The sequence below is a fragment of the Ignavibacterium sp. genome (assembly GCF_025998815.1).
Lineage (GTDB): Bacteria > Bacteroidota > Ignavibacteria > Ignavibacteriales > Ignavibacteriaceae > Ignavibacterium.
Window position 1 is genome coordinate 2,803,456 of sequence record NZ_AP026678.1, and the last position, 25,766, is coordinate 2,829,221.

Here is a 25,766-nt window from a genome sequence, read left to right on the forward strand (position 1 = left end):
GTGCAATGAACAAGAGCAAAAATACAATTAAATCTAATGATCTTACTGATAATCTTAATCTAAGCCACCTTAGTACTTATACTAATCAGCTCAAAGAAGTGCTTCCTACAATTCCCGAAGAATTTGAAGATGTATTTTGGTGGAGCGGTGTAAAATATGGTAAAGATACATTCAGTATTTACTCAAGTAACATTAAAAAAGTTATTGGCTATAGTGGCGAGCAAATACAGGCATTACCTGAAGGACTTAAATCATTAGTCGTAAGAGAAGATGTTCCGGCATACAACAAAGCTTACGATTCTCTGTCTCCTTTAAGAAAAACAAATTTCTTCGAACACAATTTCAGAATTAAAAGTAAAGACAATAAAATACTTTGGCTTAAAGAAAAAGTTGTTCAGTATAAAAATGTGAACGGTATTTTGTTTCTTAAAGCATCTTTAATTGATATCACAGAATTTAAAGAAAGAGAGAACGAACTCTTAAAATCTGTAGAGGATAAACAAAATAAAATTTTTACAAGAGATAATTTTCTTTCTGTGCTTTCACACGATTTGCGTGCACCATTCTCCAGCATTCTCGGTTTTACCGAAGTATTAATGAACGATCCCAATCTTAATGAAAACGATAGGAATGAATATCTTAACTTCATTCACGATTCTGCTTCTAATCAGCTACAACTGATTAATTATCTTCTCGATTGGTCGAATATGCAAATTGGCAGGTTAAATCCTGCTCCACAAAGAATTCAGGCGCAGTCAATAGTTTTCAACTGTATCTCAAATCTTACAGGCAATGCAATCAGAAAAAATATTGAAATAAAATCCAATGTTCCCGAATCCATTTACATCGAAGCGGATGAAAGATTAATTCTGCAGGCATTAACAAACCTTGTTAGTAACGCAATAAAGTTTTCAACTGAAGGGAAATCGGTGTCAATAACAGTTGACAGATTTAATCAGGAAATGGTTGAGTTCGTTGTAATTGATGAAGGTGTTGGAATTCCCGAATCCAATCAATCCAAAATTTTCAAGTTTGAAAAGCTGTTCTCAACACGCGGAACGAAAGGGGAAAAAGGAACGGGTCTTGGTTTATCGCTCGTTCGTGAAATTGTTGAGCGACACGGTGGGCAAGTGTGGTTTTATTCGAAAGAAGGTAAAGGGAGTGAATTCCATTTTACAGTCCCGAGTGCTGAGAATAGTATTCTTCTTGTAGAAAATAATAAGGAAGATTATTTCAGATTTGAAAGAATGATTAAAGAGCAATTCCCACAATTTAAAGTCTATGGTGCTGATAATGGTTTTGAAGCGATAAATTATGTTCTGAGACAACATCCTTCGGTGATTATTTCTTCTCACGAGTTACCGTTGATGAATGGAGTTCAGTTTATTAAATCTATCATTCGTGGTGATAAGAGGTTTAATACTCCGGTTATAGCACTTATAAATTCTTATGATGAAGATGTAATTAAATCTTATCAGGAAATTGGTGTTAAAATTATTCTAACTAAACCTGTTGACCCAGATAAGCTTACTGAAAATATTTCATTGTGTATTAATTAGTTTGATCTTTAACAATAGGATTTTGAAAAATGCTTGATCAACCAGAACTAGCTTCGTTATCAAAAGGTGATATAATAAATCATTTTTTGTTAGTTAAAAGAAGTGATTTGAGATTAACCAAACAGAATAAAGAGTACATAGCATTGGAGCTGGGTGATAAATCTCTTTCAGTTCAGTCAAATCTGTGGGACGATGTAAAAAATTTCCAAAACATAAAAAGCAATATTAACACAGGTACTGTAGTTAAGGTAAAAGGTCAGCTTGATGAGTATCAGGGTGCACCACAAATAAAAATTTCGGAAATAAGACTTGCCAAAGAAGAAGATAATGTTACTCCTCTGGATTTCATTCCAAGGTCTCATCGTGATCTTGATGAGATGAAAACAGAATTCACAAACCGGATAAAAAAAATATCTAATCCTCACCTGAACAGACTTATTAAAAATATTTTTTCTAATGAAAGATTTGAAAAATACACTACTGCTCCGGCAGGAAAACTTTGGCATCATAGCTACATTAGCGGACTAATTGAACATACTCTCGAAATAATTAAGATATGTGATTTGATGTGTGACATTCATCCGGAGCTTAACAGAGATTTGTTAATTGCCGGAGCGATGTTGCACGATTTCGGTAAAATTGAAGAATTAAGTTTTGATTCAGCTTTTGAATACACGGATAAAGGAAAACTGCTTGGACATATTGTAATTGCTTCTATGATAGTTGATGAGGAAATAAAAAAAATAAAAGATTTTCCGGAAGAGCTAAAAATTAATTTGCTTCATCTGATATTAAGTCATCAGGGAAAACTTGAACACGCTTCTCCTGTTGTTCCCAAAACACTTGAAGCAATAACACTTTACCATGCCGATGAACTAAGTGCAAAAGTGAATGCATACAAATTAACTTTGCAAGCGGAAATTAAACAGAATAGTAAATGGACAAGATTTATAAATCTTGCAGGAACAGATTTATATAGTCACGATCTGGAAGATTTTTCAGATTTAACTAACAAAACCTTATTTGACTAACTAATAAAAGGATAAATTATGAATCCCTTCAATTACAAAACTTTGCTGTTAATTCTTGTTGTATTTTGCTCTTCTCTGATTTTTCCACAAACATTAGAAGAGCTATTAAAAGAGGGGGACAATCTTGTATCGCAGTTCGAAAATCAAAAAGCGCTCGAAGTTTATTTAAAAGCAGATAAACTTTTCCCGAACAATTACGAAGTTTACTGGCGATTAAGCCGGGCTTATATTGATATTGGCGAACATTTACCCGATAAAACTGATAAAGAGAAGGATACTCAACTCGAATATTATAAAAAAGCATTTGAGTATGCAGATAAAGCCGTAAAGATGGCACCTAATCAGGCAATAACTTATGTAAGAAGGGCAATAGCTAATGGAAGAATTGCTCTTTTCGAAGGAGTCTTTTCTGCAATTGGAACTGTTAAAGATGTAAAGTCAGATTGTGAAAAAGCAATTCAACTTGGAAACGGTGGAAATTATGTCCAGGCATTAGCTCATTATGTATTGGGCAGGACTCATTTGAAAGTTTGTGAAAAACCTTACCTTGTTCGTCTCCCACTCGGATTAGGTTGGGGTGATACTGAAAAAGCTGTTCAACTTTTAGAAACTGCTAATAAACTGCGACCGAATTTCCGAATGTTTATGCTCGAACTTGCAAAAGCTTATGTGGAAGAAGATGAGTATACAAAAGCAAAAGATTTATTACTGAAAATTGAAAAAGCGCCGGTTGCCGACGAAGATGATAATAAAGTTTTGGAAGAAGCAAAACAACTTTACGAAAAAATTAAAAACGAATAGTAATTTTAAATTTAATTTCGCAAAAGCTATTGAGCTGTCCAATAAGTTTTTTCTATGTCACACTGAGCCTGTCGAAGTGTGAATAGAATTCAAAACGCCAGGTTTCGACATCTGTTAGTCAACGGGTCATTATGACAATGTTCTTCTTTTTGGACAGCTCAATTTTTAATTAGTTTATTATTAAAATTTATCTCACCAAACAATGTCTGATATAAAATTAACAACTGATTTTATTGACAAACTATCCGGCTCTGAAAAGTTAGTATTCTTTAGTGGCGCAGGAATTTCTGCTGAGTCGGGGATTCCAACTTTTCGTGGTAAAGATGGTATCTGGAATAAACTCAAACCTGAAGAACTCGCAAACTTCAATGCCTTTTTACGAAATCCGCAAATGGTTTGGGAATGGTACAATCACAGAAAAAAAATTATACACGAATCGAAACCAAACGCCGGACATATTGCCATTGCTGAATTTGAAAAGTACTTTAATGATGTAACAGTCGTAACACAGAATATTGATAATCTTCATCGTCGTGCAGGAAGCAATAAAATTTATGAACTTCACGGAAACATTGAAAGAAATTATTGCATCAATTGCCGAACATTTTATAACGAAGAATTAGATTTTTCAGAAGGCGTTCCCAAATGTAAATGCGGAGGATTGATTCGTCCTGATGTTGTCTGGTTTGGTGAATTCCTTCCAGCTGATCAACTGGAAGCAAGTGAAAAAGCAGCAATCAATTCAGATATATTTTTTGTTGTTGGAACTTCTGCAGTAGTTTACCCTGCTGCAGGATTAGTTTATACTGCCAAACGAGCTGGTTCATACATTGTGGAAGTGAACATCGAAGAAACAGAAGTATCATCAATTGCAGACATTTCATTCTTTGGCGAAGCAGGAAAAGTATTGCCTGCAATACTTGAGAATGTAAAAAAGTTGAAAGGTAATATTTGACAGAATCTTAACTCTGAATTTTCATAAAAGTTTAACTTGACATTAAGAAAAATTTTTTGCTATTTGGGTTAGAGATTTTTTAATGGGTGACCGGTGGGAATATTTAGCACGAAAATCATTCCTGTTTATTACTGGAAGTTATTAAAAAAGATAACTAAAGTATTACTCATCTGTCACTCTGAACGAAGTGAAGAGTCTTTGAATTTAATTAGCTTTAGAAATTTCACTTCTGCTTTGCCGTCAGGCAGGAGGCTCGCTATGACAAGAATATTTAATCAGAAGTTTCTGAAAATTATTCTGGCACGGTTTTACTCTCTCTCTCTCTCTCTGTTGGGCGGAGCGGGAATGGATAGAGTATGCGACTCAGAACAACACAGAGCTTTATGAAGCATACAATGCTTCTGAAAACAAACACAACAAAAACAACTTCCCCAATATCTTCTGCAGCAAATATGAAAAATCTTTTACAACGGGTTTTACATAGCGTAAGAAAATCTATTATCATACTGAGCCCGCTTGACGGTAGGCAGGATTGTCGAAGTATGACATTAAAAACACAGTAATTATTTCTTTCCCTAAGTAAAAAACAAATAGGTAAAAAAGATGTTAAATAGAATTTTAGTCTTAAGTTTATTAGTAGCTGCTACGGTTGGTTTAACTTACTCTCAAACAAAATATAATACGAGAGAAGAAAAACTACAGAGGTTGAAACAAAGAGAAGGAGTAAAAGTAACCGAAGTAGAAAAGGACATAATAAAAATAGAATTTCCGGAGGGCAAAACAATACTAAAGAATATTGCTGACTACCAACCACACGCGACCCGCAACCAACCTACTTACTCCCCAACCTTTGACAGCACAATAATAGACCTTACGACAATTGATACAACACTTTATTACCAGAAATACATTTTCTGGCAGGAAGTGCCTATAAGCAATTTGCAGTATGATTATTTAAGGATAGATGACGTTAATAATAATGGTAAACAAGAATTGTACGGCGCTAGAAAATATTTTTCATCTTCTGATTTGGCAGAACCTGTAACAGTTTATGAATTAAATAATTTTGAAATATTTTATGAGATATTTCAATACGATACTGTTGTACACATTCGAAATATTTATGATGTAAATCGAGACGGGAAAAAGGAAGTTCATTTTACACCCTCCATTTTGACACCATATGAACAGAGATTTTACTCAAAACCTTTTGACACATCTTTAGCAACGAACTTGAATTTTATATTTAATCCTGATCTGCCCTATCAACTCGATGATCCTACTTTGGGAGATTTTGATGGCGATCAGCAAACTGATTTAGTATTTGATAAGGCATCGAATGTTTACATCTTTGAGTATAATCCCATAATAAATAATTTTGATTCTGTTTATCACTTTCAAGTACCCGATCCAATTGACCTTGGTATAGGCGGTTATTCAGTCGGAGATTTTGACCTCGATGGAAAAACAGATATTGTATTCAGCACTGTCAGAGGAAAGGTTTTCGTAATTGAGAATGAAGGTGATAACCAATATTCCGATGTTTGGCAGGGAAGTGTAGAAAGCAATAATGCTTATGTTCATACCTGGACAAATGACATTGATAAAAACGGAAAGCCGGAGTTCTGGGTCTTAGCTGATGCTTACTATAACGGTATAGGCACAACAAGGATAACAATATTTGAAACATATGGAGAGAACAGTTATCAAGCAGTTGGAAGGATTGATCTTGTTGGGATAATGTCTTTCTATGCGGGTAATATGCAGGCAATTGATGTTGATAATAATGGAACTGAAGAGGTTGCTGTGTGCATTGATGATAATTTCCTGATTCTTAAGTTCAATGGAAGTAAAAATCATCATACTTATGGGGTTTATTACATTAAGCAAAATGAACTTAATACAGAGGAAGAATATCAGGTTTATATGGGAGCAATAATGTATGACCTGCAAAGTACTGACAAATATGAAATTCTGATTTCAATGTATCATATTATAGAGGGTCAATCAACAATTGGTAGGTATTTAACTAAAATATATAAACCTGATAGCACGACCAGTGTTAAGAATGATGAAATATTTCCATCGAATATAATGTTGCATCAAAACTACCCGAATCCTTTTAATCCTGAAACTAATATTAAGTTTAGTTTAAATAAAACAGAAAATGTTTCAATAAAAGTTTATGACATTTTAGGGAAAGAAATAAAACTGCTGTTAGAAAAAACTCTTCCATCCGGAGAACATAAAATTCAATGGGACGGGAAAGACAATGAAGGAAACATACTCCCCGGAGGTGTTTACCTCATTCAAATGACAGCCGGTAACTATCGGCAGACAATAAAAACAGTTTTATTAAAATAAAGGAATTAAAAAATGAAAAAGATATTTTTCTTTTTTGCTTTATTCTGTTCCTTTGCGTTAGCACAAGGATGGAACGGCACAGTTATGACTTCCATTAATGAACCAAATCTTGAAAAAATGGATTTAGCTGCAAATGCTTCGGGCATTCACGTCCTAATTAAAAGAACAAATGGAAACATAGTATATTTTTATCTCAATTCATCAGGAATTGTAGACGTAAATAAAACATATACAATGGAAGCCAACGGGGATTTCCCAAACATTGTTGCTTCAAACAATATAATTTATGCCCTATATAAAACAAGCAACAACATCAAAGGGAAATATTCAACAAATGGTGGTACAAGCTGGAGTAATTTGCCTTATAATATTAATACAACGACAAATCTTTGTAACGGTGTTGATGCTGAATATCAGGATCAACTTGGAGTTCATATTGTATGGGCTACTAGAGATAATTACCCGAACTTTGAAACTTATTATTATAGATTAGATCCATCAAACAACCAATGGGTAGAATTCAAAAATGTAACTGACCACAGTTTAGCACAATTCGGTGGTCGTCCTTCGGTTTCATTTTCGGCTGGTAGGGTTCACGTCTCTTTCAACACATCATATTATGATGATCCCTGGGTTCCTGGTAATGCTGTAACAAGAGACAGACTTGATGGTGTTTGGCAAACTCCTCAGCCTGTTGTTTCTGGCTCGGAAGAAACAGTTAAGGAAAAATTGTTGGTTAGAGGAAACACTTTGTTTATGTTTTATGCAAAGTGGGTAAATGTAGGTGGATTAATTAGAAATGATTTATTGTACAGAACAAGAAGTGTTACGGGAACAACTTGGTCAAGTCCATCAACGCTTGCTTATTCAATTGAAGAATCAGGTAATGCCTTTAATCTTACAAAAACGACAAATGATAATGTTCATCTTATTTATTATCCGGAATATGTTGAACCCAACTTTGGCTTGGCTTAAAGGTCTTTTAATGGTTCAATCTGGACAAGCCCAATCCTTCTTGATACTGATCCAAGCTATGGAAGAAATGTTGGATTTACAAGCGTATCGAATGATTTATTTCTTACATTTATGAGAGGCAGCGATAATTTTTTAAGGTACAAACAATACGATGCAGCACCACTGGCACCACAGAACCCACAGCTAAGTGCAAATCCGGGAAATAATAAAGTAAGAGTAAGCTGGACAAGAAATAATGAAGCAGATATTTCTTTTTATGAAGTATGGAGAAAAGTTGCTGAACTGGGTGGAGTATGGCAAAACATCGGGACAACAACAAATAATTATTTTGTTGATAATGATTATTTGTATGCACCGGGTGCAGGAGATTTTACATTAACATATAAAATAAGAGCAAAAGATATAGGGAACCACTATTCAGATTTTAGTGTCGGAGTGACAACGAGAGCAGAATTTTTAGGTAAAGATATTACAGCAATAAATTCAGGAGAATTCAAATTAATGGAAAACTACCCAAACCCATTCAATCCATCAACAAAGATCAGTTGGCAGTCGCCAGTAGGCAGTTGGCAAACACTAAAAGTTTATGATGTGTTGGGAAGGGAAGTGGCCACATTAGTAGATGAGTACAGAGAAGCAGGAAATTATGAAATTGAATTTAATGCGTCAAATCTTCCAAGCGGAGTTTATATCTACAAGCTGCAAGCTGGTGAATTTGTACAAAACAAGAAAATGTTATTAACGAAATAGTTCAAATGAATAACTTTACACATTAATTGAATCACTGAATGTAGAGACTTGCCATGGCAAGTCTCTACAACCTGTAATCGTCTTGTAATTTGCTTGTATTATAAGGAGGTTTCTATCAAAATGCTGGAGTTGATATTCGAGTCAAATAACAAATCTTATACTTTAGACATATCTAAATCTTATCTGTGATTATTCTTCGAATGGATTTAATTATTAGAATTTTTAACCAATCTTTCATATAACTCAATATCTTCTGGTGTGGTTATCTTAAAATTAAATACTGAACCTTCAACAATATTAATTTTCTTTCCGATTCTCTGAACAAGCATTGATTCATCTGTTCCAATGAAATTTTCTCTGAATGCTTTGTTCATGGCTTTCAACAAGTCTTTGTATTTGAATATCTGCGGAGTCTGAACATAATAAACTTCGTCTCGATTCAGATAATCATCAACAAATTTATGTGCCTTTATCAAAGTCTCTTTTGCTTTTATACAAACAAGTGCGTTACCTTTCTCTTTTGCAACTTTTATAGAATTTGTTAAGACAGCATCAGGAAGTAGTGCCCTTGCAGCATCGTGTACAACAATTAAATCATTATCATTAGCATCTGAGGAAAGTAATGCATTATAAACCGAATGTTGCCTTGTTTCTCCGCCTTCAACAATAAGTTTAACTTTAGTGAATTTATATTTATTGATGATTCTTATTAGTAAATCAAAATAGTTTGGTTCTGCGGCAATAATTATTCGATTAATCAGTTTATTTTTCTGGAAGGTTTCTAATGTGTAAGCTATCAGTTCTTTGTTGTTGATTCTTAGATATTGTTTAGGAGTGGCAATGCCTTTTTTATCAACATTGCCAGCTCTTAAACCTTTTCCACCAGCGGGAATAATAGCAATAACGCTCATATCATTTTACAAAATTAACATTGCATCGCCGTAACTCAGGAATCTGTATTTATTCTTTACAGCATACTTATATGCTTTCATTATCAAATCTGTTCCGGCAAACGCTGCAACAAGCAAAAGCAATGTCGATTCAGAAGCATGGAAATTCGTTATTAGTTTCTGAGTAACCTTGAAAGTATAAGGTGGATAGATGAATTTATCTGTCCAGCCACGAGCAGGTTTTACAAATCCTTCTGCGGTTGTACTTGTTTCCAAAGCACGACATGTGCTAGTTCCAACAACAAAGACATTATTTTTTTCTCTTAATGCTTTGTTAATAATTTCAGCAGACTTTTCAGGTATTTCATAATATTCAGAATCCATTCTGTGTTTTGTTAAATCTTCAACTTCAACTGGTCTGAATGTTCCCAAACCTATATGAAGAATTACAGGAACGATATGAATCCCTTTCTTTTCTATTTTTTGTAAAAGTTTTTCTGTGAAGTGTAATCCTGCTGTTGGTGCGGCAACTGAACCATCAACTTTAGCATAAACTGTCTGATAATTTTGTTTATCACTTGGTTCAGGGTCGCGTTTGATGTATGGTGGAAGAGGAGTCAAACCAATTTTTTCAATCATCTGAAAAACTTTTCCGGGTTGATTAAATCTTACAGTTCTTCCTCTTGAAGTAGTGTTATCAATAATTTCGCACCAGAGATTATCATCAAAATAAATTTTATTACCAATTCGAACCTTACGAGCCGGATCAACAATTACATCCCATATACAATCTTCCTTGTTTAACTCTCTCAAGAGGAAAACTTCTATTTTAGCATTGGTCTTTTCCTTCTTTCCATATAGTCTTGCCTGAAATACTTTAGTTTCATTAACGACAAGCACATCACCTTTTTCCATATAATCAACTACATCATAAAAATGCTTGTCTTGCATTTCGCCAGTTTTACGGTCAAGAACCAGTAACTTTGCTTTATCCCTTGGTGAAACGGGATATTTCGCTATCTGATTCTTGGGCAAGTTATAACTGAAATCTGATAATTTCATACGATCACCTTATCTTATTTTTGTTATTAAATGGCAGGCGAGAGATGTTCCCGCCTGCTAATTTTCTCTTACTTATTTTGTGCTTTTCTTTTTTGCTTTAGCTTTTGTTTTGCTAGCAGACTTTGCTTTTGGTTTTGCAGCAGCTTTTGATTTAGTCGTCTTAGTAGTTCTTTCGTTCAAAACTGCACGAGCCGCAGCAAGTCTTGCAATAGGAACTCGGAAAGGTGAACAACTTACATAATCCAATCCGGTTCTATGACAGAATTCAACAGAAGCAGGTTCACCACCATGCTCACCGCAAATTCCAACTTTCAGATTTGGTCTGCTTGAGCGACCAAGCTTTGTTCCCATTTCGACCAATTTACCAACACCTTGCTGATCAATTGTTTCGAAAGGATCTGCTGGTAGAATTTCCTGTTGAACATATAATGGAAGGAATTTACCTGCATCATCTCTTGATAATCCGAAAGTAGTTTGTGTAAGGTCATTAGTTCCAAAGCTGAAGAACTCTGCTCTTGTTGCAATTTCATCAGCAGTAACAGCAGCACGAGGCAACTCAATCATTGTTCCGACGAGATAGTCAATCTTCTTTCCTTTTTCCTGCATTACTTCTGCAGCAACTCTTCTAACAATATCTTCCTGTAATTTGAATTCGTTTACATGACCAACCAGCGGAATCATTATTTCAGGTTTAACTTTTATACCTTCATTCATTACATTGATTGCAGCTTCAATAATTGCTCTTGCCTGCATCTCTGTAATTTCAGGATAGAGAACACCAAGTCGGCAACCACGGAAACCAAGCATCGGATTGAATTCGTGTAAACTGTCAATCTTTGCTTTAAGAGTTTCGTAGCTAATTCCGAGTGCCTGAGCAAGTTCATTAATTTCTTTTTCTGTATGAGGAAGGAATTCATGTAATGGAGGATCAAGTGTTCTGATTGTAACCGGATATCCTTTCATCACTCTGAATATTCCTTCGAAGTCTTCTCTCTGAAGCGGAAGTAATTCTGAAAGTGCAGCTTTTCTTTCTTCAACTGTATCTGCGACAATCATTTTTCTAACTGACATAATTCTGTTTTCACCAAAGAACATATGTTCTGTTCGGCAAAGTCCAATACCTTCAGCACCAAAAGCAATTGCATTTGATGCCTGATCAGGTTGATCAGCATTTGTTCTTACTTTTAGTCTTCTGATGCTATCAGCCCAATTCATCAGACTGTTATAAGTCTGGAATGTTGGTGAATCTTTTGGATCGAGTGTTTTTGTGATTAGCACCTGAATTACTTCTGAAGGTTTGGTTTCAAGCTTACCAAGAATTACTTCACCGGTTGATCCATCAATAGAAATGTAATCACCTTCTTTAATTAAAACATCATCTCTGCCTTCAACAGTAATTGAACGATCAGCATAGTTGATTTTTAATGCTCCGCAACCAGCAACACAAACTTTACCCATCTGTCTCGCAACAAGTGCAGCGTGAGAAGTCATTCCGCCTCTTGCAGTAAGAATACCTTCAGCAGCATTCATTCCTTTAATATCTTCTGGTGAGGTTTCAATTCTTACAAGAATTACTTTGTCACCATTCTTAGCCATCTCTTCAGCATCCTGAGCACTTAACGCAACTTTACCAGATGCTGCGCCCGGACCAGCATTTAATCCTTTTGCAATTAATCTTCCGGACTCAACTGCTTTTTTCTTTTCTTCAGAATCGAAAATTGGTCTTAGTAATTGATTAAGCTGATTTGGTTCAATTCTTAAGATAGCTTCCTCTTTCGAAATCAATCTTTCCTTAACCATATCAACAGCCATTTTGATAGCTGCAAATCCGGTTCTCTTTCCAACACGGCACTGAAGCATCCATAATTTGCCTTGCTGAATTGTGAACTCAATATCCATCATATCCTTGTAATGCTTTTCAAGGATTTTTCTGATATTATCAAGTTGTTTGTATAAAGCAGGATTTTCTTTTGCAAGTTCTGAAATCGGATGCGGAGTTCTGATACCAGCAACAACATCCTCACCTTGCGCATTAAACAGATACTCACCGTAGAAAACATTTTCTCCCGTAGCAGGATCACGAGTAAATGCAACACCTGTTCCTGAATCTTCTCCCATATTTCCAAATACCATTGACTGAACATTAACAGCAGTTCCCCACCATTCAGGAATGTTGTTCAGTTTACGATATACAATTGCTCTTTCATTCATCCAGCTTCCGAATACAGCACCAATTGCACCCCAAAGTTGTTCCATCGGATCATCCGGAAAATCGTGTCCGGTTTTTTCTTTGATTGCAGTTTTAAATTCGTGAACTAATTCTTTTAAATCATCGGCGGTTAATTCTGTATCAAGCTTAACGCCTTTAGCATGCTTTTTGTTTTCGATGATTACTTCAAAAGGATCGTGTTCGTGTTTGTCTTTTGGCTTTAAGCCAAGAACAACATCTCCATACATTTGAACAAATCTTCTGTATGAATCGTAAGCAAATCTTGGATTGCTTGTTTTTTCGATAAGTCCCTGAACAGTTACATCATTCAATCCGAGATTAAGAATTGTGTCCATCATTCCTGGCATAGAAGCTCTTGCACCGGAACGAACAGAAACGAGCAAAGGATTTTTTGGATCGCCAAAAACGGCACCCATTTCTTTTTCAACCTTTTTGAGAGCATCAAGAACCTGTGCTTTTAGTTCTTTGGGATATTTGTGGTTGTTTTTATAATAGTAAGTACAAACTTCGGTTGTGATAGTAAAACCGGCAGGAACCGGTAAACCTATATTAACCATTTCAGCGAGGTTAGCACCTTTACCTCCGAGTAAAGCTTTCATATCAGCTTTACCTTCAGCTTTTTTACCGCCGAAGAAGTACACATATTTCTGCGTTTTTGCCATTGTTACATTACCTCCGTAAAAAGATTTACAATATTTCTGGAAACATTAATTAAGTTTTTCTGATAAATATTCCTTAAAGGATTCTTCATCATCCATACAAAGTGCTATCTTCAGATAGAAGATATCGATATCATCAAATTCTTTTGAGAACTGAAGAAGTTTAACAGCATCTTTTTCTGTTGTTACTACTGAATGAGAATTAGTCTGATAAAATTCTCTTCTGATTTTCTGTACTTCTTTTAATGTATAATTTTTATGATCTCTGAATACAATTTTATTTTTTGTGCTTACACCAACATCCTGAAGAATGGTGAGAAATGATGTTGGATTTGCAATACCAGAAATAACCAGACTTTCCTGACCGTTAAATTCTTCAAGAGAGTATTCAGTCTTTCTGGTCATATCAACAAAACTTATTGCTTTATAGTAAGCTGTAAATACAGGTTTCCGATATCTGCTAAAGTTACTAATCAAATTGTTATTTATTTCTTTACAGAATTTTCTGTTTATTATAATCGCATCAGCTCTTTTAAGTGAGCCGAAACCTTCACGCATTATTCCTAATGGTAGTAAAGACTGATTGAAAGCAGAATTATCAAGAAGAAATTTTTGGTCAAATAAAACGATATCGAGATTCCTGTCAATCCATCTGTGCTGAAATCCATCATCAAGAACAATTATGTTTGATTCAACTTCACTTAGTAATTTTTTCGCGCCTTCTACACGGTCTTCACAAACTGCAGCCGGAACTTTACATTCAATTACTGTTTGGTAAATTTCATCTCCGCAGTTTTGAACATCAATTAATGGTTCGCCTTCTTTAGAAACAAGAATATATCCTTTTGTTTTTCTTCCATAACCTCTGCTTAAAACCGATGGTTTGTATCCTGATTTTTTAAGCAGATTAGTCAAGTAAATTACAAAGGGAGTTTTACCTGAACCACCAATCGTAAGATTTCCAACCGAAACTACTTTAGCATTAACTTTTGTTGATTTGAAAACAGACTTATCAAAGAACATATTTCTTAATGAAACCAACAAAGCGTAAACAGGAACAAACGGTGTCAGCAGTATTTTCAAAAAAGTCATCATTTTAAATCACAAATTTAATGCAGAATCCTGCAGTTCGTTAAGTATTTGCTCACATTTTTTTATTATTTCTGAAGTTTCCTCATAAGAAAGCTCAGAATTGACGAAAATCGGTTCAGAATACACAATTTTTGCTTTGCTGAAAAATTTTGGTACCTCAAAACTATCCCAGCTTTTAAGCTTTCTTTTCTTTTGAAAACCTACTCCTGCGAGCACAACGGGTATTCCGGATTTTTTGGCTGTGATTACCGCTCCGGCTTTGAATTTTCTAACCGGACCTCTTGGACCATCTGGCGTTATAGCAACTGAATATTTACTCTTTGCCAAATCAATCATAATTCCAAGTGCAACATCACCGCCTTTACTGCTCGAACCTCTGACAACTTTATAGTTCCAGCTTTTAAGTTGTCTTGCGAGTAAATCACCATCTTTACTCAAACTGGTAAGTGCAGCAAAGTTTTCATTTCGGTGAACAAACCAGGGAAGAAGCATCGTTGAATGCCAGAATGCTAAAACATAATTCTGATTTTGTTCTTTTAATTTATCAATGACTTCTTTATTTACTTTTTCAACCTTGAGAGTTTTACACAATAAATTGATTGCCCATTTAAGTAATAAATTTCCGAGAAGTCTGAGAATACTTTGTTTAACTTTTTTCATTCATCAATTGATAAATTTTTTTCGCAGTGTTTTCTGCTGCGTTTTGGTTTCCAAGTAATTCCCAAAGTCTATTTAGTTCATTTCGTATTGAGTTATACCTTGCAGAATCAGTCAAAATATTTTTTGCTTCAGAGAAAATCTTTTCTGGTGTAACATCATTTTGAATAAGCTCGGGAAGAAGAGTTTTCCCAAGAAGGATGTTTACAATTCCGATATTCTCAAGTTTAACTAATGTCTTACCAATAAGATAAGTTAATGGACTTGTCTTATACACGATAATCATTGGCAGATTAAGCAATCCTGCTTCGAGTGTTGAAGTTCCGGACTTTATTATCCCAAGTTTTGAATGTTTCATTAAATCGTAAGTGTAACCTGCTACTATTTTGTAATCATTTTTATGTACTACTTCTCTCAAAAGCGATTCATCAACAGACGAAGCACAAGCTACGACAATTTGCAGATTGAAATTTTCGGAAATTTTTTTCGCTGCGGTATAAATCTGTGGAAAAATATCTTTGACTTCGTGTTTGCGGCTTCCGGGCAAAAGTAATAAAATTTCTTTATCAGGCAGTAAGTCTAATTTCTTAATCATCTCTTCTTTGTGAAGATAATTATACTCTTTTAATTCACGAACCAAAGGATGTCCAACAAACTCAGCATCAACACCTTTGTCCTTGTAAAATTTTTCTTCAAAAGGGAAGACGACAAAAATTTTCCTTACAAGTTTTTTAATCTTTTTAACACGACCTTTTCCCCAAGCCCAAACCTGAGGTGAAATGTAGTAATAAATTTCAACACCAAGCTGTTTTAATTTTTTTGCAATGCTGATATTGAATCCCGGATAATCAATAAGTATTGCAAATTTTGTCTGTCTTATTTTTACTTCTTCAAGCAATTGATTCTGAACTCGTTTTATAAATGGCAGATGTTTTACAACTTCAACAAATCCAAGAAAAGACATTCTATCAGAATGATAAATTAATTCCAATCCTGCTTCTTTCATTCTGCTGCCACCTATTCCGAAAAAACTAATTTCGGAGTTGAGTTTTTTTAACTCTTTAACTAAAGCAGCACCGTGTAAATCTCCCGAAGCTTCGCCAGCAATTATCAAAACAGATTTTGACATTTAATTTAATCTTATGAATTACTTATGTAATATTTAATTAGTATTAAAAGCGAAACAACAAATAATGCCTGCAAAGTTCTGCGTTCGGATTTTAGTCCTTCTTTAATTTTGAATGGAGGTTGCTCAACGCTGCTATCACGATGCGGAGTAAATCTCGGGAAAAATCTTGGAACATTGTTAAAATATTTTTTATACTGCTCTCCGAAAGTACTGAAAAGATATTCTTCTTCGGCTTTTACAATTAAATAATATTGAATTATAAAAAACAGCATAGCGATAATCTGAAGATAGGGAAAAAGGGCATAGGACATTATTCCGAGACCGAGATAAATCAAAATATTTCCCACATAAAGCGGATTGCGAACATAAGCAAAAGGTCCGCTGATAATAAGATAAGTTCCACCAACTTTGCCTGTTGTTCTTGTTTCACTGCCAGCCCAACTTACGCCCCAAAGTCGTATTGCTTCACCTATAAGTGCTATTATAAAACCGGAAATCAATGATGAAACAGAAGCGTTTTCAAAAATTATCATAACAATTAAAAAAGGAATTGGTGTGTAGCTTCTGTATCTGAAAAAAAGTTCTGCAAGTTTTTTCATTTTACTCTGCCTCGTATGCGTGTTTTCTTTTTATTTGTGCCTGATGTCTTTTCTTTAATCTTTTTTTTGAAAGCAATTCTTTGATTCTTATTGTGACATCATTAAAATCTTTAAATGGCCAGTATGAAATTCTTTCGCGCTCACAGAATTTCAGTAAACTATTTTTTGCGAAGATGTAATCACAGTACTGAGAAGCTTCTTTATCTGAATTTCCGTCACCGATATAAATTGTATAATCATCATCGCTGCTGTTGTTTATTATATGATTCTGTTTTGGATTTGCTGAAGAGGGATAGTCCGGATTAAAGTAAGGATATTCAGGAATTAATTTTCCACTAATAAGCCGAAGTTTATTAGAAAAAAATTTCAGATTGGATAATCCTTCCCGCTCCAGAATCCTTTTGATGTAGTAATCAAATCCATCGCTCAATACAAACAATTCAATCTTATTTTCATCACAGAAATTAACAAATGGTTTAAATGTCGGTTCAACTTTCATTTCGTCTATAAATTTGTTTAAATCGTTTTCATCAATCTTGTTAACCGAAGCACACAATAAATCCCAACATTTTCTGGATGAAATTTTATCATTGTGTAAATCCTCAATAATTGTTTCAACCCATTTTGGTTCACCAAACTTTCTGAAAATTGAATCGCCCACATCTTCAGTTGTAATTGTTCCATCAAAGTCAACAAACACTTTAAGTTTACTTCCATCCATTACTTGCTTACAACCATTTTCTTTACAGCAACAAAATCACCAGCTTTCATTTTGTAGAAATAAACACCCGGACTTAATCTTTTAGAATCGAATGTAATTGTATTTTTTCCTGCCGGAAAAGTTTTTTGTGTAATCGTACCTAACTGATTTAATCTAACATCATAAAGTTCTATTTCAACAAATTCTTCTTTTGGCAGAATAAAACTTATTGATGTTGTTTCGGAAAACGGATTGGGAATATTCTGAAATAAAGCATAGTCCGATTCTTCCTTTACAATTTCTAAAGTAACAACTTCTGAAATTTGCTGATTGCCTTTTGATTTTTGAATTACACGATATGAAATCAAACCTTCTGAATCAGGAGAGTCTTCGTATTCATAATAATTTATAGTTGCTGAATTTCCTTTTTTAAGTTCTTCAACAGTTTGCCAGTTTTCCTCTGAGTTTAGCTTCCGTTGAACTTCATAAACAACATCATCATTTTCATTTGCAGCATACCAAAAGACTTTAACTGTATCACCTTCGGGTTCGCATTTCAATCCGAGAATTTGGCCGGCGTAAGTACCGGTTGAGTAAATTTTCTGTCCGTAAATTTCACTTTTCTTCTCACGCTTGTCTTTGAAAATCGCAATTGCACCACCGTGATCATCAGGTAAAAGATTTAAATAACTTTTCTCCGAATTTGTATAAGTTCCAAGATCAACACCGTTATTAGTCCATTGCAGTTCACCATTTGAGTTGATTTTCTGTGCGTAGATATTTCCAAATTGTTTGGTAAATCTTCTGTCAATCCAGGCAATGATATAATTATCTCTGTTATCGTAAATTACTTTCTGTCCAAACTGATCGCCTTCATATTCAATTACAGTTGCGCCATTATCTTTCCATTGTTTACTACCGTTGAAATCAAATAGCTGTGCATAAATATTTTTGTCATTACCATATTCGTTAACCCAACTGACAAAAATATTTTTGTTTGAAAAAGCGAATTGTGGATTGGAATTCTGTCCGCGTTTTGTTGTAACCAGTTTCCCTGCAGAACCCCACTTAAAATTTGCATCGTTAGAAATGAGTTGATGATAAATACTTTTTTGTTTTTCGTGTGAATACCAGATAACATAAAGTTCATTGCCAATAAGCGAAGATTCAAAGCTTAAAACATTTTCAGTCGGTTTAGAAATATTTTTCTTCTGAACTAAAACCGAATCATTGTTAAGATTTATTTTACTATAAAACAGAGTAGCCCGACTCTCCTTTGTTTCAAGCCAGCTTATAAAGTACTGATTATCTGTAACTGATAAAATTTTACAATCACTTATTTTACTTTCAGAAGAGTTCAATAGTTTTTGTGGTTCAGAAATAATTTTCCCCGATGAGTTCAGTTTAACAACATATACTGATGTCGCCGGATTGTTGCTCTCTTTGGTTATGAAAAGAATTGTCGCATTACCATCTTTATCAACATCAACAGAATATTCTTTTATTTCTTTATTCAGTCTTGTTAATTGAACTCCGAAATCGCTCCACAATCTTAATCCTTTGTTGTTAACTCTCTGAATAAAAATCTCTGATGCGTTCTCAGAAATTTTTTCTTTCCATAATATTAACAAATCACCTGAGTTGTGAAGAGCTGATTGAGGTTCGTATTTGTTTTCAAGGCTAAGAGAAACAGATTTTCCATCAGAGCGAAAACTTGTTTCACCATCTTTGTTAACATGCAGAAAAAGCACATCAGTTTTCTGTGGTAGTTTGGTATCCTGCCAAACTATGAATGCGCCACCTTTTTTATCACTAACTGAAAAAATATTAATCGGATCTGAAGGATTTACAACAAGCTTTGTATTAGTTGAAGGATCATAAGCCCATTGTGCTTTCAGAAAAATTGAGCCGAAAAGAATAAAAGTGACAAGCCAATATTTTAATGCGATATGTTTTCTTTTTATCATCAGCAAAAGTTATTTATCCACAAAATCAAAATCTTCATTAAAGCGAACCGCAACAAGTTTCGAAACTCCTTCTTCCTGCATCGTTACGCCATACATAGTTTCAGCTGCTTCCATTGTTCTTTTATTGTGGGTTACAACTATGAACTGAGTATCTTTTTTAAACTCGTGCAAAATTCTGGTGAAACGATCAATGTTTGCATCATCAAGCGGAGCATCAATTTCATCGAGTATACAAAACGGACTTGGCTTAACAAGGTAGATTGCAAAAAGCAATGCAATCGCTGTGAGTGTTTTTTCACCACCTGAAAGCAAATCAATTGATTGTGGTCGTTTACCTTTTGGCTTTGCGATGATTTCAATTTTTGCTTCAAGAGGATCTTCATTTTCTTCCAATCTTAAATCAGCTTCATCGCCGGGATCGAAAAGTGTTCTGAAAATCTTAATAAAGTTCTCTCTGATTTTATCAAAAGTTTCTTTGAATTGCGCCTGAGCAGTCTGATTGATCTCTTCAATTGTTTTAATAACATCTTTCTCTGATTCAATTAAATCATCTCTTTGCTTGTGCAGAAATTCGAGTCGTTGTTTTTCTTCTTCATATTCGGAATATGCAAGAAGGTTGATTGGACCGAGATTTTTAATTTTATCTTTTATTTCCTGAACCTGCGTATGTCTTTCGCTGAAATTGAATGTGTCAAGGTCTTCAAACACTTTCTTTTCAAGATTAAGTGAATATGATTCTTTAATGTGTTCAACCAGAGATTCTTTTTTCATATCAAGTTCTTTAAGATCAATCTCTGACTTATGAATAAGATTTGAAAGCTGTTCTCTTTCATTACGAAGTTGTTTTAACTCGCTTTCTTTTTTATTCACTTCTTCTCTTGACTCTTTATATCTTGACTCAACTTCTTCGAGAAGTTTGTTCAGCTCATTTTTTGCATCTTCAAGCGATCGTAGGTTTTGATTCTCGCTTTCCAACTCTGTGTGAATGGTTTGAATTTCTTCCTCGGCAGATGCTATATCATTCTTTCTTCTTTCAATATTTGATTTGATTGAAGAAATTGATTCTTCGGCTCGTGCAATTGCATTGTTGGTGTTTTTTATTTCACCGATTGTTCTTTCAATTTCGATTTTAAGATTATTCAGAATGTTAAGTGTTTCATCATGCTTTGTTCTGACCAGACGGAATTCTTCTTCGAGCGTTGTTTGTTCGGAATTAAGTTGTTCCTGCTGCAATTTCAAAACAGAAAGCTCTTCTGAGACTTTAATTTTCTGATTATCAAGTTCATTTGCTAATGCAGCAAACTCCTGAATTTCTTTCTGTGTTTTATCAGATTCATCATTTGATTTTTTAATCTCATATTCAAACTGTGCAATTTGCTTTTCAACATTTGCGAGATCATTTACAAGCATTCTGCCGCGTTCAGAAAGCACAGCTAAATCAATTTCATTTAGTTGTTCTTCTTTCCAGAGAATTTCTTTCTGAAGCTCGACTAATTTTCTTTCGTGAGATGGCAATTCATTTTTAAGATTCTCAAGCAATTGCTTTCTTCCGAAGAGCGAATCATCAAGTTTTGGTTCACTACCAGCTTCAATAATTCCATCAGTTGAAATCAAATCACCATTGAGAGTTGCAAAATTGAATTGCGGATATTTTTTATAAAGTGCAAAAGCTGAATCGAGATTATCAACTATGCAGGTTCTTTGAAGAATTTTATCAAAGAAATTTTTCCACTTGTTATCTGTTTGTATAAAATCGATAGTCCATCCGATGAAACCTGATTCCCGTGAAAGCTTCCTGGCTTTATTCTTCAGAATGAAATTCTGAATTTTATCAAAGAAACTTTGTTTGTTTTCATTTCCATTTGGAGGAAAGAAGAATGACGCTTTCCCGATTTTTTTATTTCGTAAGTATTCAATTCCTTTTAACAAATCATCAATTGATTCAACAAGAATATTGTTGAGATTGTTTTTCAGCGAAGCTTCAACTGCAAAGCGATATTTTTCATCTGTGTTTCCAATATGAGCAAGAATAGTCGTTTCACCGCGAAGCCAGGACTTATTCTCAAGTAATGCTTTTGCACCTTTCGAAACGCCTTCAAGATTTTCAATCAGGTTCTGAATGAACTCGGCTTTTTCTTTTATTGATTTAATTAAACTTTTTTGTTCAACTTCCTTTTCTTTGAGATGAGTTAACTCACCTTCGAGCTTAAGTTTTTCATTTTGCTTCTGAACGAAAAGTTGTTCTGCTTCTTCAATCTTTCGTTTTGTTTCATCTCGTTCATTACCAAGTTCTTCAACAAAGCCAACAGTTTTTGCAATCGTGTTCGAGATATTCTGAATCTTTTCGTTCAGTTTCTCAATTCTGGTGTAAAAATCCGATAAAGATTTTTCAACATTCTTCAGTTCATTCTCTTTATTGCTTATCTCTTTTACTTTTGAAAGAAGAATATCAGAATGATTTTTCAATTCACTTCTTTTTTGTTCTAAAAGAGAATTTAATTCTTCAAGCTGCTTTTCAACTTCCTGCTTCTGTAATTCTTTTTGTTTAAGTGCTTCATCAAAGGTGATAAGATTTTTTCTTCCGCTTGAAATTAACTCTTCAGCATTACGAAGTTCGTTTTCAAGCTCGATAAGCTCTTCGGAATATTTTGTTTTATTTCTTTCGAGAGAATTTTTTCTTTCATTCTTTACTGAAAGTGATTTCTGAACCTGATAAATTTTGTCTGTCTGTTCGGTAATCAGATTTCTTTTTTCAGCAAGCTCCTGTTCGATAATCAAAAGCTTATCACGGGCATCTTTGATTTCATCTTCGAGTCTTGCAATATCAGATTCAATCTGAATTTTTCTTTGAAAATTATCTTCGCGGGATTTTTTCAGTTCATCAATCTTAATGTGGAATAATGCAAATTCTCTTTCAGCCAAATCAAGCTCAAGTTCTCTTAGCTGAGTAGAAAGGGCATTGTGTCTGTCGGCTTTTTTTGCTTGTCTTTCAAGTGAAGCAACTTTCTTTTCAACTTCAGAAACAATATCGTTTACTCTGGTTAAATCTGCTTTTACTTCATCAAGTTTTCTGAGTGCTAGTCTTCTTCGTAATTTATATTTGTTAACTCCGGCAGCTTCTTCAAAGAGAATTCTTCTTTCTTCTGCTTTGCTGCTCAGAATAGTTTCAACCATTTTCAATTCGATAACCGAATAGGCATTTGCGCCAATTCCGGTATCCATAAAAAGATTTGTTATATCTTTAAGTCTGCAAAGGTTTTTATTCAGAAGATATTCACTTTCACCGGAACGGAAAATTCTTCTTGTAATTGTAACATCAGTGTATTCGGTAGGAAGAATTCCTTTGGTATTTTGAATCGTTAGCGAAACCTCAGCCATTCCCATTGGTTTGCGGTTAGCAGTTCCGTTAAAGATAACATTTTCCATTTTATCGCTTCGTAAAACACCACTTCTTTGCTCGCCAAGACACCATCTTATAGCATCAACAACATTGGTTTTACCGCAACCGTTTGGTCCTACAATCGAAGTGATACCTTCGTTAAAATTAATTACGGTTTTCTGCGCAAAAGATTTGAATCCAAATATTTCAAGCTTTGATAGATACAAGTGACTTAAATAATGTTAAATTGTTTTAATGTTAGTAAAATGTTTTCTACTACTGAGCTGTTAACTTCGTAATAAACAGTTACAACTGTTATCACTCCTAAAATAAATACGATGCTATAAAAATAAACTGTTGATGGATTTACATCGTAAATAACATAGATGCCTTTTATCAATCTGTAAAGTAGCCAGAGTTTAATAATAATAAGAGAAATGAAAATATAAAGATTAGCAACATCTGCATTGAGTAATCTGTATAAAACTATTCCAACAGGAATAAGAAGAACAATCGGAAGCAAAGACCAGATTACAGTAAAGAATGTACTTGATAAGTAAACTTTTGTCTTGACGAAAAATGCTGCAGCTTTAATTAAAAGCATAAGTATAATTAAAACCATAATTGTTATAACGAACAACCAAACAATCGCATTGAACGGATGCCAGGCAAGATAACTTACAGCGCTCATAATAGCCGGGCTTCCGAAAGAAAGTAAAAACTTTTCAAAGAAAAAACTTGTCTTCAAATAATAAAGGACATTTGCGGAAATCAATGCGTTTACAAGACTCACCACAATTGCTAGATAGATAGAATGATATGCTGAAATAATTCTTTGATCACGCACATCAGCAAAAAAGTTGTATGGACGAAGTAATGCTCTTGATGCATCTTCACGAAACTTTTTACCAGAATTGACAAGTACACCCATAACCAAAGCAAGTAATAATCCTGTAACAATAAAGATCATCGGAGCATCATCTTTTTTTGCACCGATTGGAATTGTAACTCTTTCTGCATTCCGGAGTTTTGCTGATATAACTTTATAAGCGAGACGTTCTTGTTTTCTGTCTTCAGTTATCAAACCGATTTTGTAAACATTGTCTTCATCATAACCGGAAGTAAGAGAAGCGTAATCTCCTCGCAAATCGAACATCGTATTAACGAAGTATCCTGAAAGATTATTCTGTTCTGAAAAATTTAATAAATCTTCAAAGAATTTTGCCTGTGCTTCGAATGAATATTCATTAACATAACCATCTGTTTGTCCAATGCTTGCTGTGTATGTTGCATCAGAAATAAAAAGGCGGCCTTTACCAATCTTTTCCTGAAGTGATTTTATTTCGTTCTCATAGTTGTTCACAGAATTATTAAATATTTCAATTCCATATAAATCAATTCCTTCAACTTCATCAGCTTCAGTTCTGAAGATAGATGCCGCGACAAGAACATTTCTTTTCGATTTTACGAAAGAAGAAATGTTATTCAAAAATGATCTGTGAGATTCTGATTTCTGAATAAATGATGAGCCAAGATTAAGAACAGAAAAAGCAGAGAATTTACTGTAAGCGTCAATTAGCAGATTTAAATAATTTTTAACTCTTGCAGTAAAGTTTATTGAGTTTGAAAGTCCCTCGGGAATATTGCCAAGTGGTAATTCAACTACTGGAAGAAGTCCGTATGTCTCACACAACTTGAGTAAATATGGATGAGGAATTGATTTAGCAAATCTAACTGAATTAAAACCGGTATCTTTTATCTTGATTATATCTGCTTCCATCTGAGAGTAAGTCATCATACTTCCAAAAGTTTTGAATGATGGAATGTATGTTACTCCGTTTAGTTTGTATGGCTGATTATTCAAAAGAAGATTTTCATTTGAAGCAGTTAAAGAATATAGAGCAATACTTTGATCATATCTGTCAATCAGATTTCCACCACTGAAGATTTCTAATCTTACAAGATATGATTGAGGATTTTCCGGCGACCATAAAACCGGATTCGAAATAGTTAAAGAATTTTTAATCTGAATTTCTCTGTTGCGCTTCAGTTCAAAATCTTTTTTATCGCTCACCGAAAATGTTCTTCCGTCCGGAGAAAAAATCTGAGTTACAAAAGTAAAGTTTGATAGCTCCGGAAGTGTGTCGCCAGGATTTCTGAATTGATTATTAACTATTTGAGAATTTATAGTAACAGTTGCTTTGTTTCCCTTAAAGTCAATTGAAGAGCTTAACTCAGTTTTTTGCAGATTTATGTTTGGTATCAGATGCAGATAAACATCCCGGATAAGTCCACCAAAATTCTGCGGAAAGAAAAATCTTTGTTTAAGAGGAATAGTGTTTTCGGCATCAAGTTTATAAACCAGTGAAACAGAAATAATGTTATCGCCATCGGATTTCAAAATATCTCTCGGTAGTCTTACAGTAAACGGAAGATCACCACCAGTATGTCTGTAAATAATAATTTTATTCAGAGAAATATCAGCAGAATAGTTCAGCCCGAAGAATACTATGTCAATTTTATTTTCTTTTATTTGCTTTTCAGTAAGCTTAAAATTTTTCTGAAAAATAAATTCACCGGAACCTTTAAACACGGATGGAACATTGATATTAACAGATTTTTCCGGATCGTTTTTCGGATAGACTTTCCATATTCCGTTAAGTGGAATAACCTGTCGGGTCTCGGTTATATCGTAAAAAAGTAAATCTGATGTATTTATTTTGTAATTAGGTAAATCTCTGAAAACTATTTGAGGAAAAACGGAGAGATTAAACAAAACAAAAATCGTAGTAAAAACAAGAAAAAACTTACTTTTCAAAGGCATCCTATCGTTTAATAATGCTTAAAAATTAACTCACAAATATATTGTCAAATAAAGGGCAATGCAATTTGGGAGGAAGGGTGGAAGGTATAAGTATTTTGGTTAAAATTTTTCGTAACTGACTACTTAATGAATAAAATTTCAAT

General features: G+C 34.2%; 19 protein-coding genes. 8 read left to right on the plus strand and 11 right to left on the minus strand.

Annotation, left to right across the window (positions count from 1 at the left end):
- Positions 1 to 5: 5 nt before the first annotated feature.
- From Q0X14_RS12125 to Q0X14_RS12160, 8 genes are all read left to right on the plus strand, one after another.
- Positions 6 to 1,559: an ATP-binding protein gene (locus Q0X14_RS12125; protein WP_297838927.1), complete on the plus strand. Its 1,554-nt coding sequence runs from the start codon at positions 6 to 8 to the stop codon at positions 1,557 to 1,559.
- A 29-nt stretch (positions 1,560 to 1,588) separates the two neighbouring features.
- Positions 1,589 to 2,590 carry an HD domain-containing protein gene (locus tag Q0X14_RS12130; protein WP_297838931.1) on the plus strand — a complete coding sequence of 334 codons (1,002 nt, stop codon included), beginning with the start codon at positions 1,589 to 1,591 and terminating at the stop codon, positions 2,588 to 2,590.
- An 18-nt stretch (positions 2,591 to 2,608) separates the two neighbouring features.
- Complete coding sequence (locus tag Q0X14_RS12135) at positions 2,609 to 3,391, plus strand: tetratricopeptide repeat protein (RefSeq protein WP_297838934.1); 783 nt, start codon at positions 2,609 to 2,611, stop codon at positions 3,389 to 3,391.
- A gap of 202 nt (positions 3,392 to 3,593) precedes the next feature.
- On the plus strand, positions 3,594 to 4,346 hold the full coding sequence (locus tag Q0X14_RS12140) for an NAD-dependent deacylase (RefSeq protein ID WP_297838936.1): 753 nt from the start codon (positions 3,594 to 3,596) through the stop codon (positions 4,344 to 4,346).
- Between the two features lie 258 nt (positions 4,347 to 4,604).
- A complete protein-coding gene (locus tag Q0X14_RS12145) occupies positions 4,605 to 4,733 on the plus strand; it encodes a hypothetical protein (protein ID WP_297838938.1) in 129 nt (42 codons plus the stop codon).
- Between the two features lie 216 nt (positions 4,734 to 4,949).
- Positions 4,950 to 6,710, plus strand: a complete 1,761-nt coding sequence (locus tag Q0X14_RS12150) for an FG-GAP-like repeat-containing protein (protein WP_297838940.1) — start codon at positions 4,950 to 4,952, stop codon at positions 6,708 to 6,710.
- Positions 6,711 to 6,722: 12 nt separating this feature from the next.
- A complete protein-coding gene (locus Q0X14_RS12155) occupies positions 6,723 to 7,685 on the plus strand; it encodes a hypothetical protein (RefSeq protein ID WP_297838943.1) in 963 nt (320 codons plus the stop codon).
- A 111-nt stretch (positions 7,686 to 7,796) separates the two neighbouring features.
- The gene (locus tag Q0X14_RS12160; RefSeq protein WP_297838945.1) at positions 7,797 to 8,435 is read left to right on the plus strand and encodes a T9SS type A sorting domain-containing protein; all 639 of its coding nucleotides are present in this window, start codon (positions 7,797 to 7,799) and stop codon (positions 8,433 to 8,435) included.
- Positions 8,436 to 8,641: 206 nt separating this feature from the next.
- Here Q0X14_RS12160 and ispD read toward each other — a convergent pair whose 3' ends face one another.
- The 11 genes from ispD to Q0X14_RS12215 form a co-directional block, all read right to left on the minus strand.
- The gene (ispD, locus tag Q0X14_RS12165; protein ID WP_297838947.1) at positions 8,642 to 9,346 is read right to left on the minus strand and encodes a 2-C-methyl-D-erythritol 4-phosphate cytidylyltransferase; all 705 of its coding nucleotides are present in this window, start codon (positions 9,344 to 9,346) and stop codon (positions 8,642 to 8,644) included.
- A 6-nt stretch (positions 9,347 to 9,352) separates the two neighbouring features.
- Positions 9,353 to 10,387 carry a tRNA preQ1(34) S-adenosylmethionine ribosyltransferase-isomerase QueA gene (gene queA, locus Q0X14_RS12170; RefSeq protein ID WP_297838950.1) on the minus strand — a complete coding sequence of 345 codons (1,035 nt, stop codon included), beginning with the start codon at positions 10,385 to 10,387 and terminating at the stop codon, positions 9,353 to 9,355.
- A gap of 72 nt (positions 10,388 to 10,459) precedes the next feature.
- The gene (ppdK, locus tag Q0X14_RS12175; protein ID WP_297838953.1) at positions 10,460 to 13,279 is read right to left on the minus strand and encodes a pyruvate, phosphate dikinase; all 2,820 of its coding nucleotides are present in this window, start codon (positions 13,277 to 13,279) and stop codon (positions 10,460 to 10,462) included.
- 45 nt (positions 13,280 to 13,324) lie between these two features.
- Positions 13,325 to 14,368 carry a tetraacyldisaccharide 4'-kinase gene (gene lpxK / locus Q0X14_RS12180; RefSeq protein ID WP_297844751.1) on the minus strand — a complete coding sequence of 348 codons (1,044 nt, stop codon included), beginning with the start codon at positions 14,366 to 14,368 and terminating at the stop codon, positions 13,325 to 13,327.
- A 9-nt stretch (positions 14,369 to 14,377) separates the two neighbouring features.
- A complete protein-coding gene (locus Q0X14_RS12185) occupies positions 14,378 to 15,028 on the minus strand; it encodes a lysophospholipid acyltransferase family protein (RefSeq protein ID WP_297838956.1) in 651 nt (216 codons plus the stop codon).
- Positions 15,015 to 16,154, minus strand: coding sequence for a lipid-A-disaccharide synthase (gene lpxB, locus Q0X14_RS12190; RefSeq protein ID WP_297838958.1), 1,140 nt, complete (start codon positions 16,152 to 16,154; stop codon positions 15,015 to 15,017). Before lpxB ends, Q0X14_RS12185 begins: the two co-directional genes overlap by 14 nt.
- An 11-nt stretch (positions 16,155 to 16,165) precedes the next feature.
- Positions 16,166 to 16,753: an isoprenylcysteine carboxylmethyltransferase family protein gene (locus Q0X14_RS12195; RefSeq protein ID WP_297838961.1), complete on the minus strand. Its 588-nt coding sequence runs from the start codon at positions 16,751 to 16,753 to the stop codon at positions 16,166 to 16,168.
- Position 16,754: 1 nt separating this feature from the next.
- Positions 16,755 to 17,474, minus strand: a complete 720-nt coding sequence (locus Q0X14_RS12200) for an MtnX-like HAD-IB family phosphatase (protein ID WP_297838964.1) — start codon at positions 17,472 to 17,474, stop codon at positions 16,755 to 16,757.
- A complete protein-coding gene (locus tag Q0X14_RS12205; protein WP_297838967.1) occupies positions 17,474 to 19,420 on the minus strand; it encodes a T9SS type A sorting domain-containing protein in 1,947 nt (648 codons plus the stop codon). Before Q0X14_RS12205 ends, Q0X14_RS12200 begins: the two co-directional genes overlap by 1 nt.
- A 9-nt stretch (positions 19,421 to 19,429) precedes the next feature.
- Positions 19,430 to 23,026, minus strand: coding sequence for a chromosome segregation protein SMC (smc, locus tag Q0X14_RS12210; protein WP_297838970.1), 3,597 nt, complete (start codon positions 23,024 to 23,026; stop codon positions 19,430 to 19,432).
- Positions 23,027 to 23,031: 5 nt separating this feature from the next.
- Positions 23,032 to 25,617: a glycoside hydrolase family 2 TIM barrel-domain containing protein gene (locus Q0X14_RS12215; protein ID WP_297838974.1), complete on the minus strand. Its 2,586-nt coding sequence runs from the start codon at positions 25,615 to 25,617 to the stop codon at positions 23,032 to 23,034.
- Between the last annotated feature and the right edge of the window lie 149 nt (positions 25,618 to 25,766).

Bases quoted from the DNA above. Each gene is read 5' to 3' on its own strand.
- Q0X14_RS12125 (WP_297838927.1), top strand. From the start codon at position 6: ATGAACAAGAGCAAAAATACAATTAAATCTAATGATCTTACTGATAAT.
- Q0X14_RS12130 (WP_297838931.1), top strand. From the start codon at position 1,589: ATGCTTGATCAACCAGAACTAGCTTCGTTATCAAAAGGTGATATAATA.
- Q0X14_RS12135 (WP_297838934.1), top strand. From the start codon at position 2,609: ATGAATCCCTTCAATTACAAAACTTTGCTGTTAATTCTTGTTGTATTT.
- Q0X14_RS12140 (WP_297838936.1), top strand. From the start codon at position 3,594: ATGTCTGATATAAAATTAACAACTGATTTTATTGACAAACTATCCGGC.
- Q0X14_RS12145 (WP_297838938.1), top strand. From the start codon at position 4,605: ATGACAAGAATATTTAATCAGAAGTTTCTGAAAATTATTCTGGCACGG.
- Q0X14_RS12150 (WP_297838940.1), top strand. From the start codon at position 4,950: ATGTTAAATAGAATTTTAGTCTTAAGTTTATTAGTAGCTGCTACGGTT.
- Q0X14_RS12155 (WP_297838943.1), top strand. From the start codon at position 6,723: ATGAAAAAGATATTTTTCTTTTTTGCTTTATTCTGTTCCTTTGCGTTA.
- Q0X14_RS12160 (WP_297838945.1), top strand. From the start codon at position 7,797: ATGAGAGGCAGCGATAATTTTTTAAGGTACAAACAATACGATGCAGCA.
- ispD (WP_297838947.1), bottom strand. From the start codon at position 9,346: ATGAGCGTTATTGCTATTATTCCCGCTGGTGGAAAAGGTTTAAGAGCT.
- queA (WP_297838950.1), bottom strand. From the start codon at position 10,387: ATGAAATTATCAGATTTCAGTTATAACTTGCCCAAGAATCAGATAGCG.
- ppdK (WP_297838953.1), bottom strand. From the start codon at position 13,279: ATGGCAAAAACGCAGAAATATGTGTACTTCTTCGGCGGTAAAAAAGCT.
- lpxK (WP_297844751.1), bottom strand. From the start codon at position 14,368: ATGACTTTTTTGAAAATACTGCTGACACCGTTTGTTCCTGTTTACGCT.
- Q0X14_RS12185 (WP_297838956.1), bottom strand. From the start codon at position 15,028: ATGAAAAAAGTTAAACAAAGTATTCTCAGACTTCTCGGAAATTTATTA.
- lpxB (WP_297838958.1), bottom strand. From the start codon at position 16,154: ATGTCAAAATCTGTTTTGATAATTGCTGGCGAAGCTTCGGGAGATTTA.
- Q0X14_RS12195 (WP_297838961.1), bottom strand. From the start codon at position 16,753: ATGAAAAAACTTGCAGAACTTTTTTTCAGATACAGAAGCTACACACCA.
- Q0X14_RS12200 (WP_297838964.1), bottom strand. From the start codon at position 17,474: ATGGATGGAAGTAAACTTAAAGTGTTTGTTGACTTTGATGGAACAATT.
- Q0X14_RS12205 (WP_297838967.1), bottom strand. From the start codon at position 19,420: ATGATAAAAAGAAAACATATCGCATTAAAATATTGGCTTGTCACTTTT.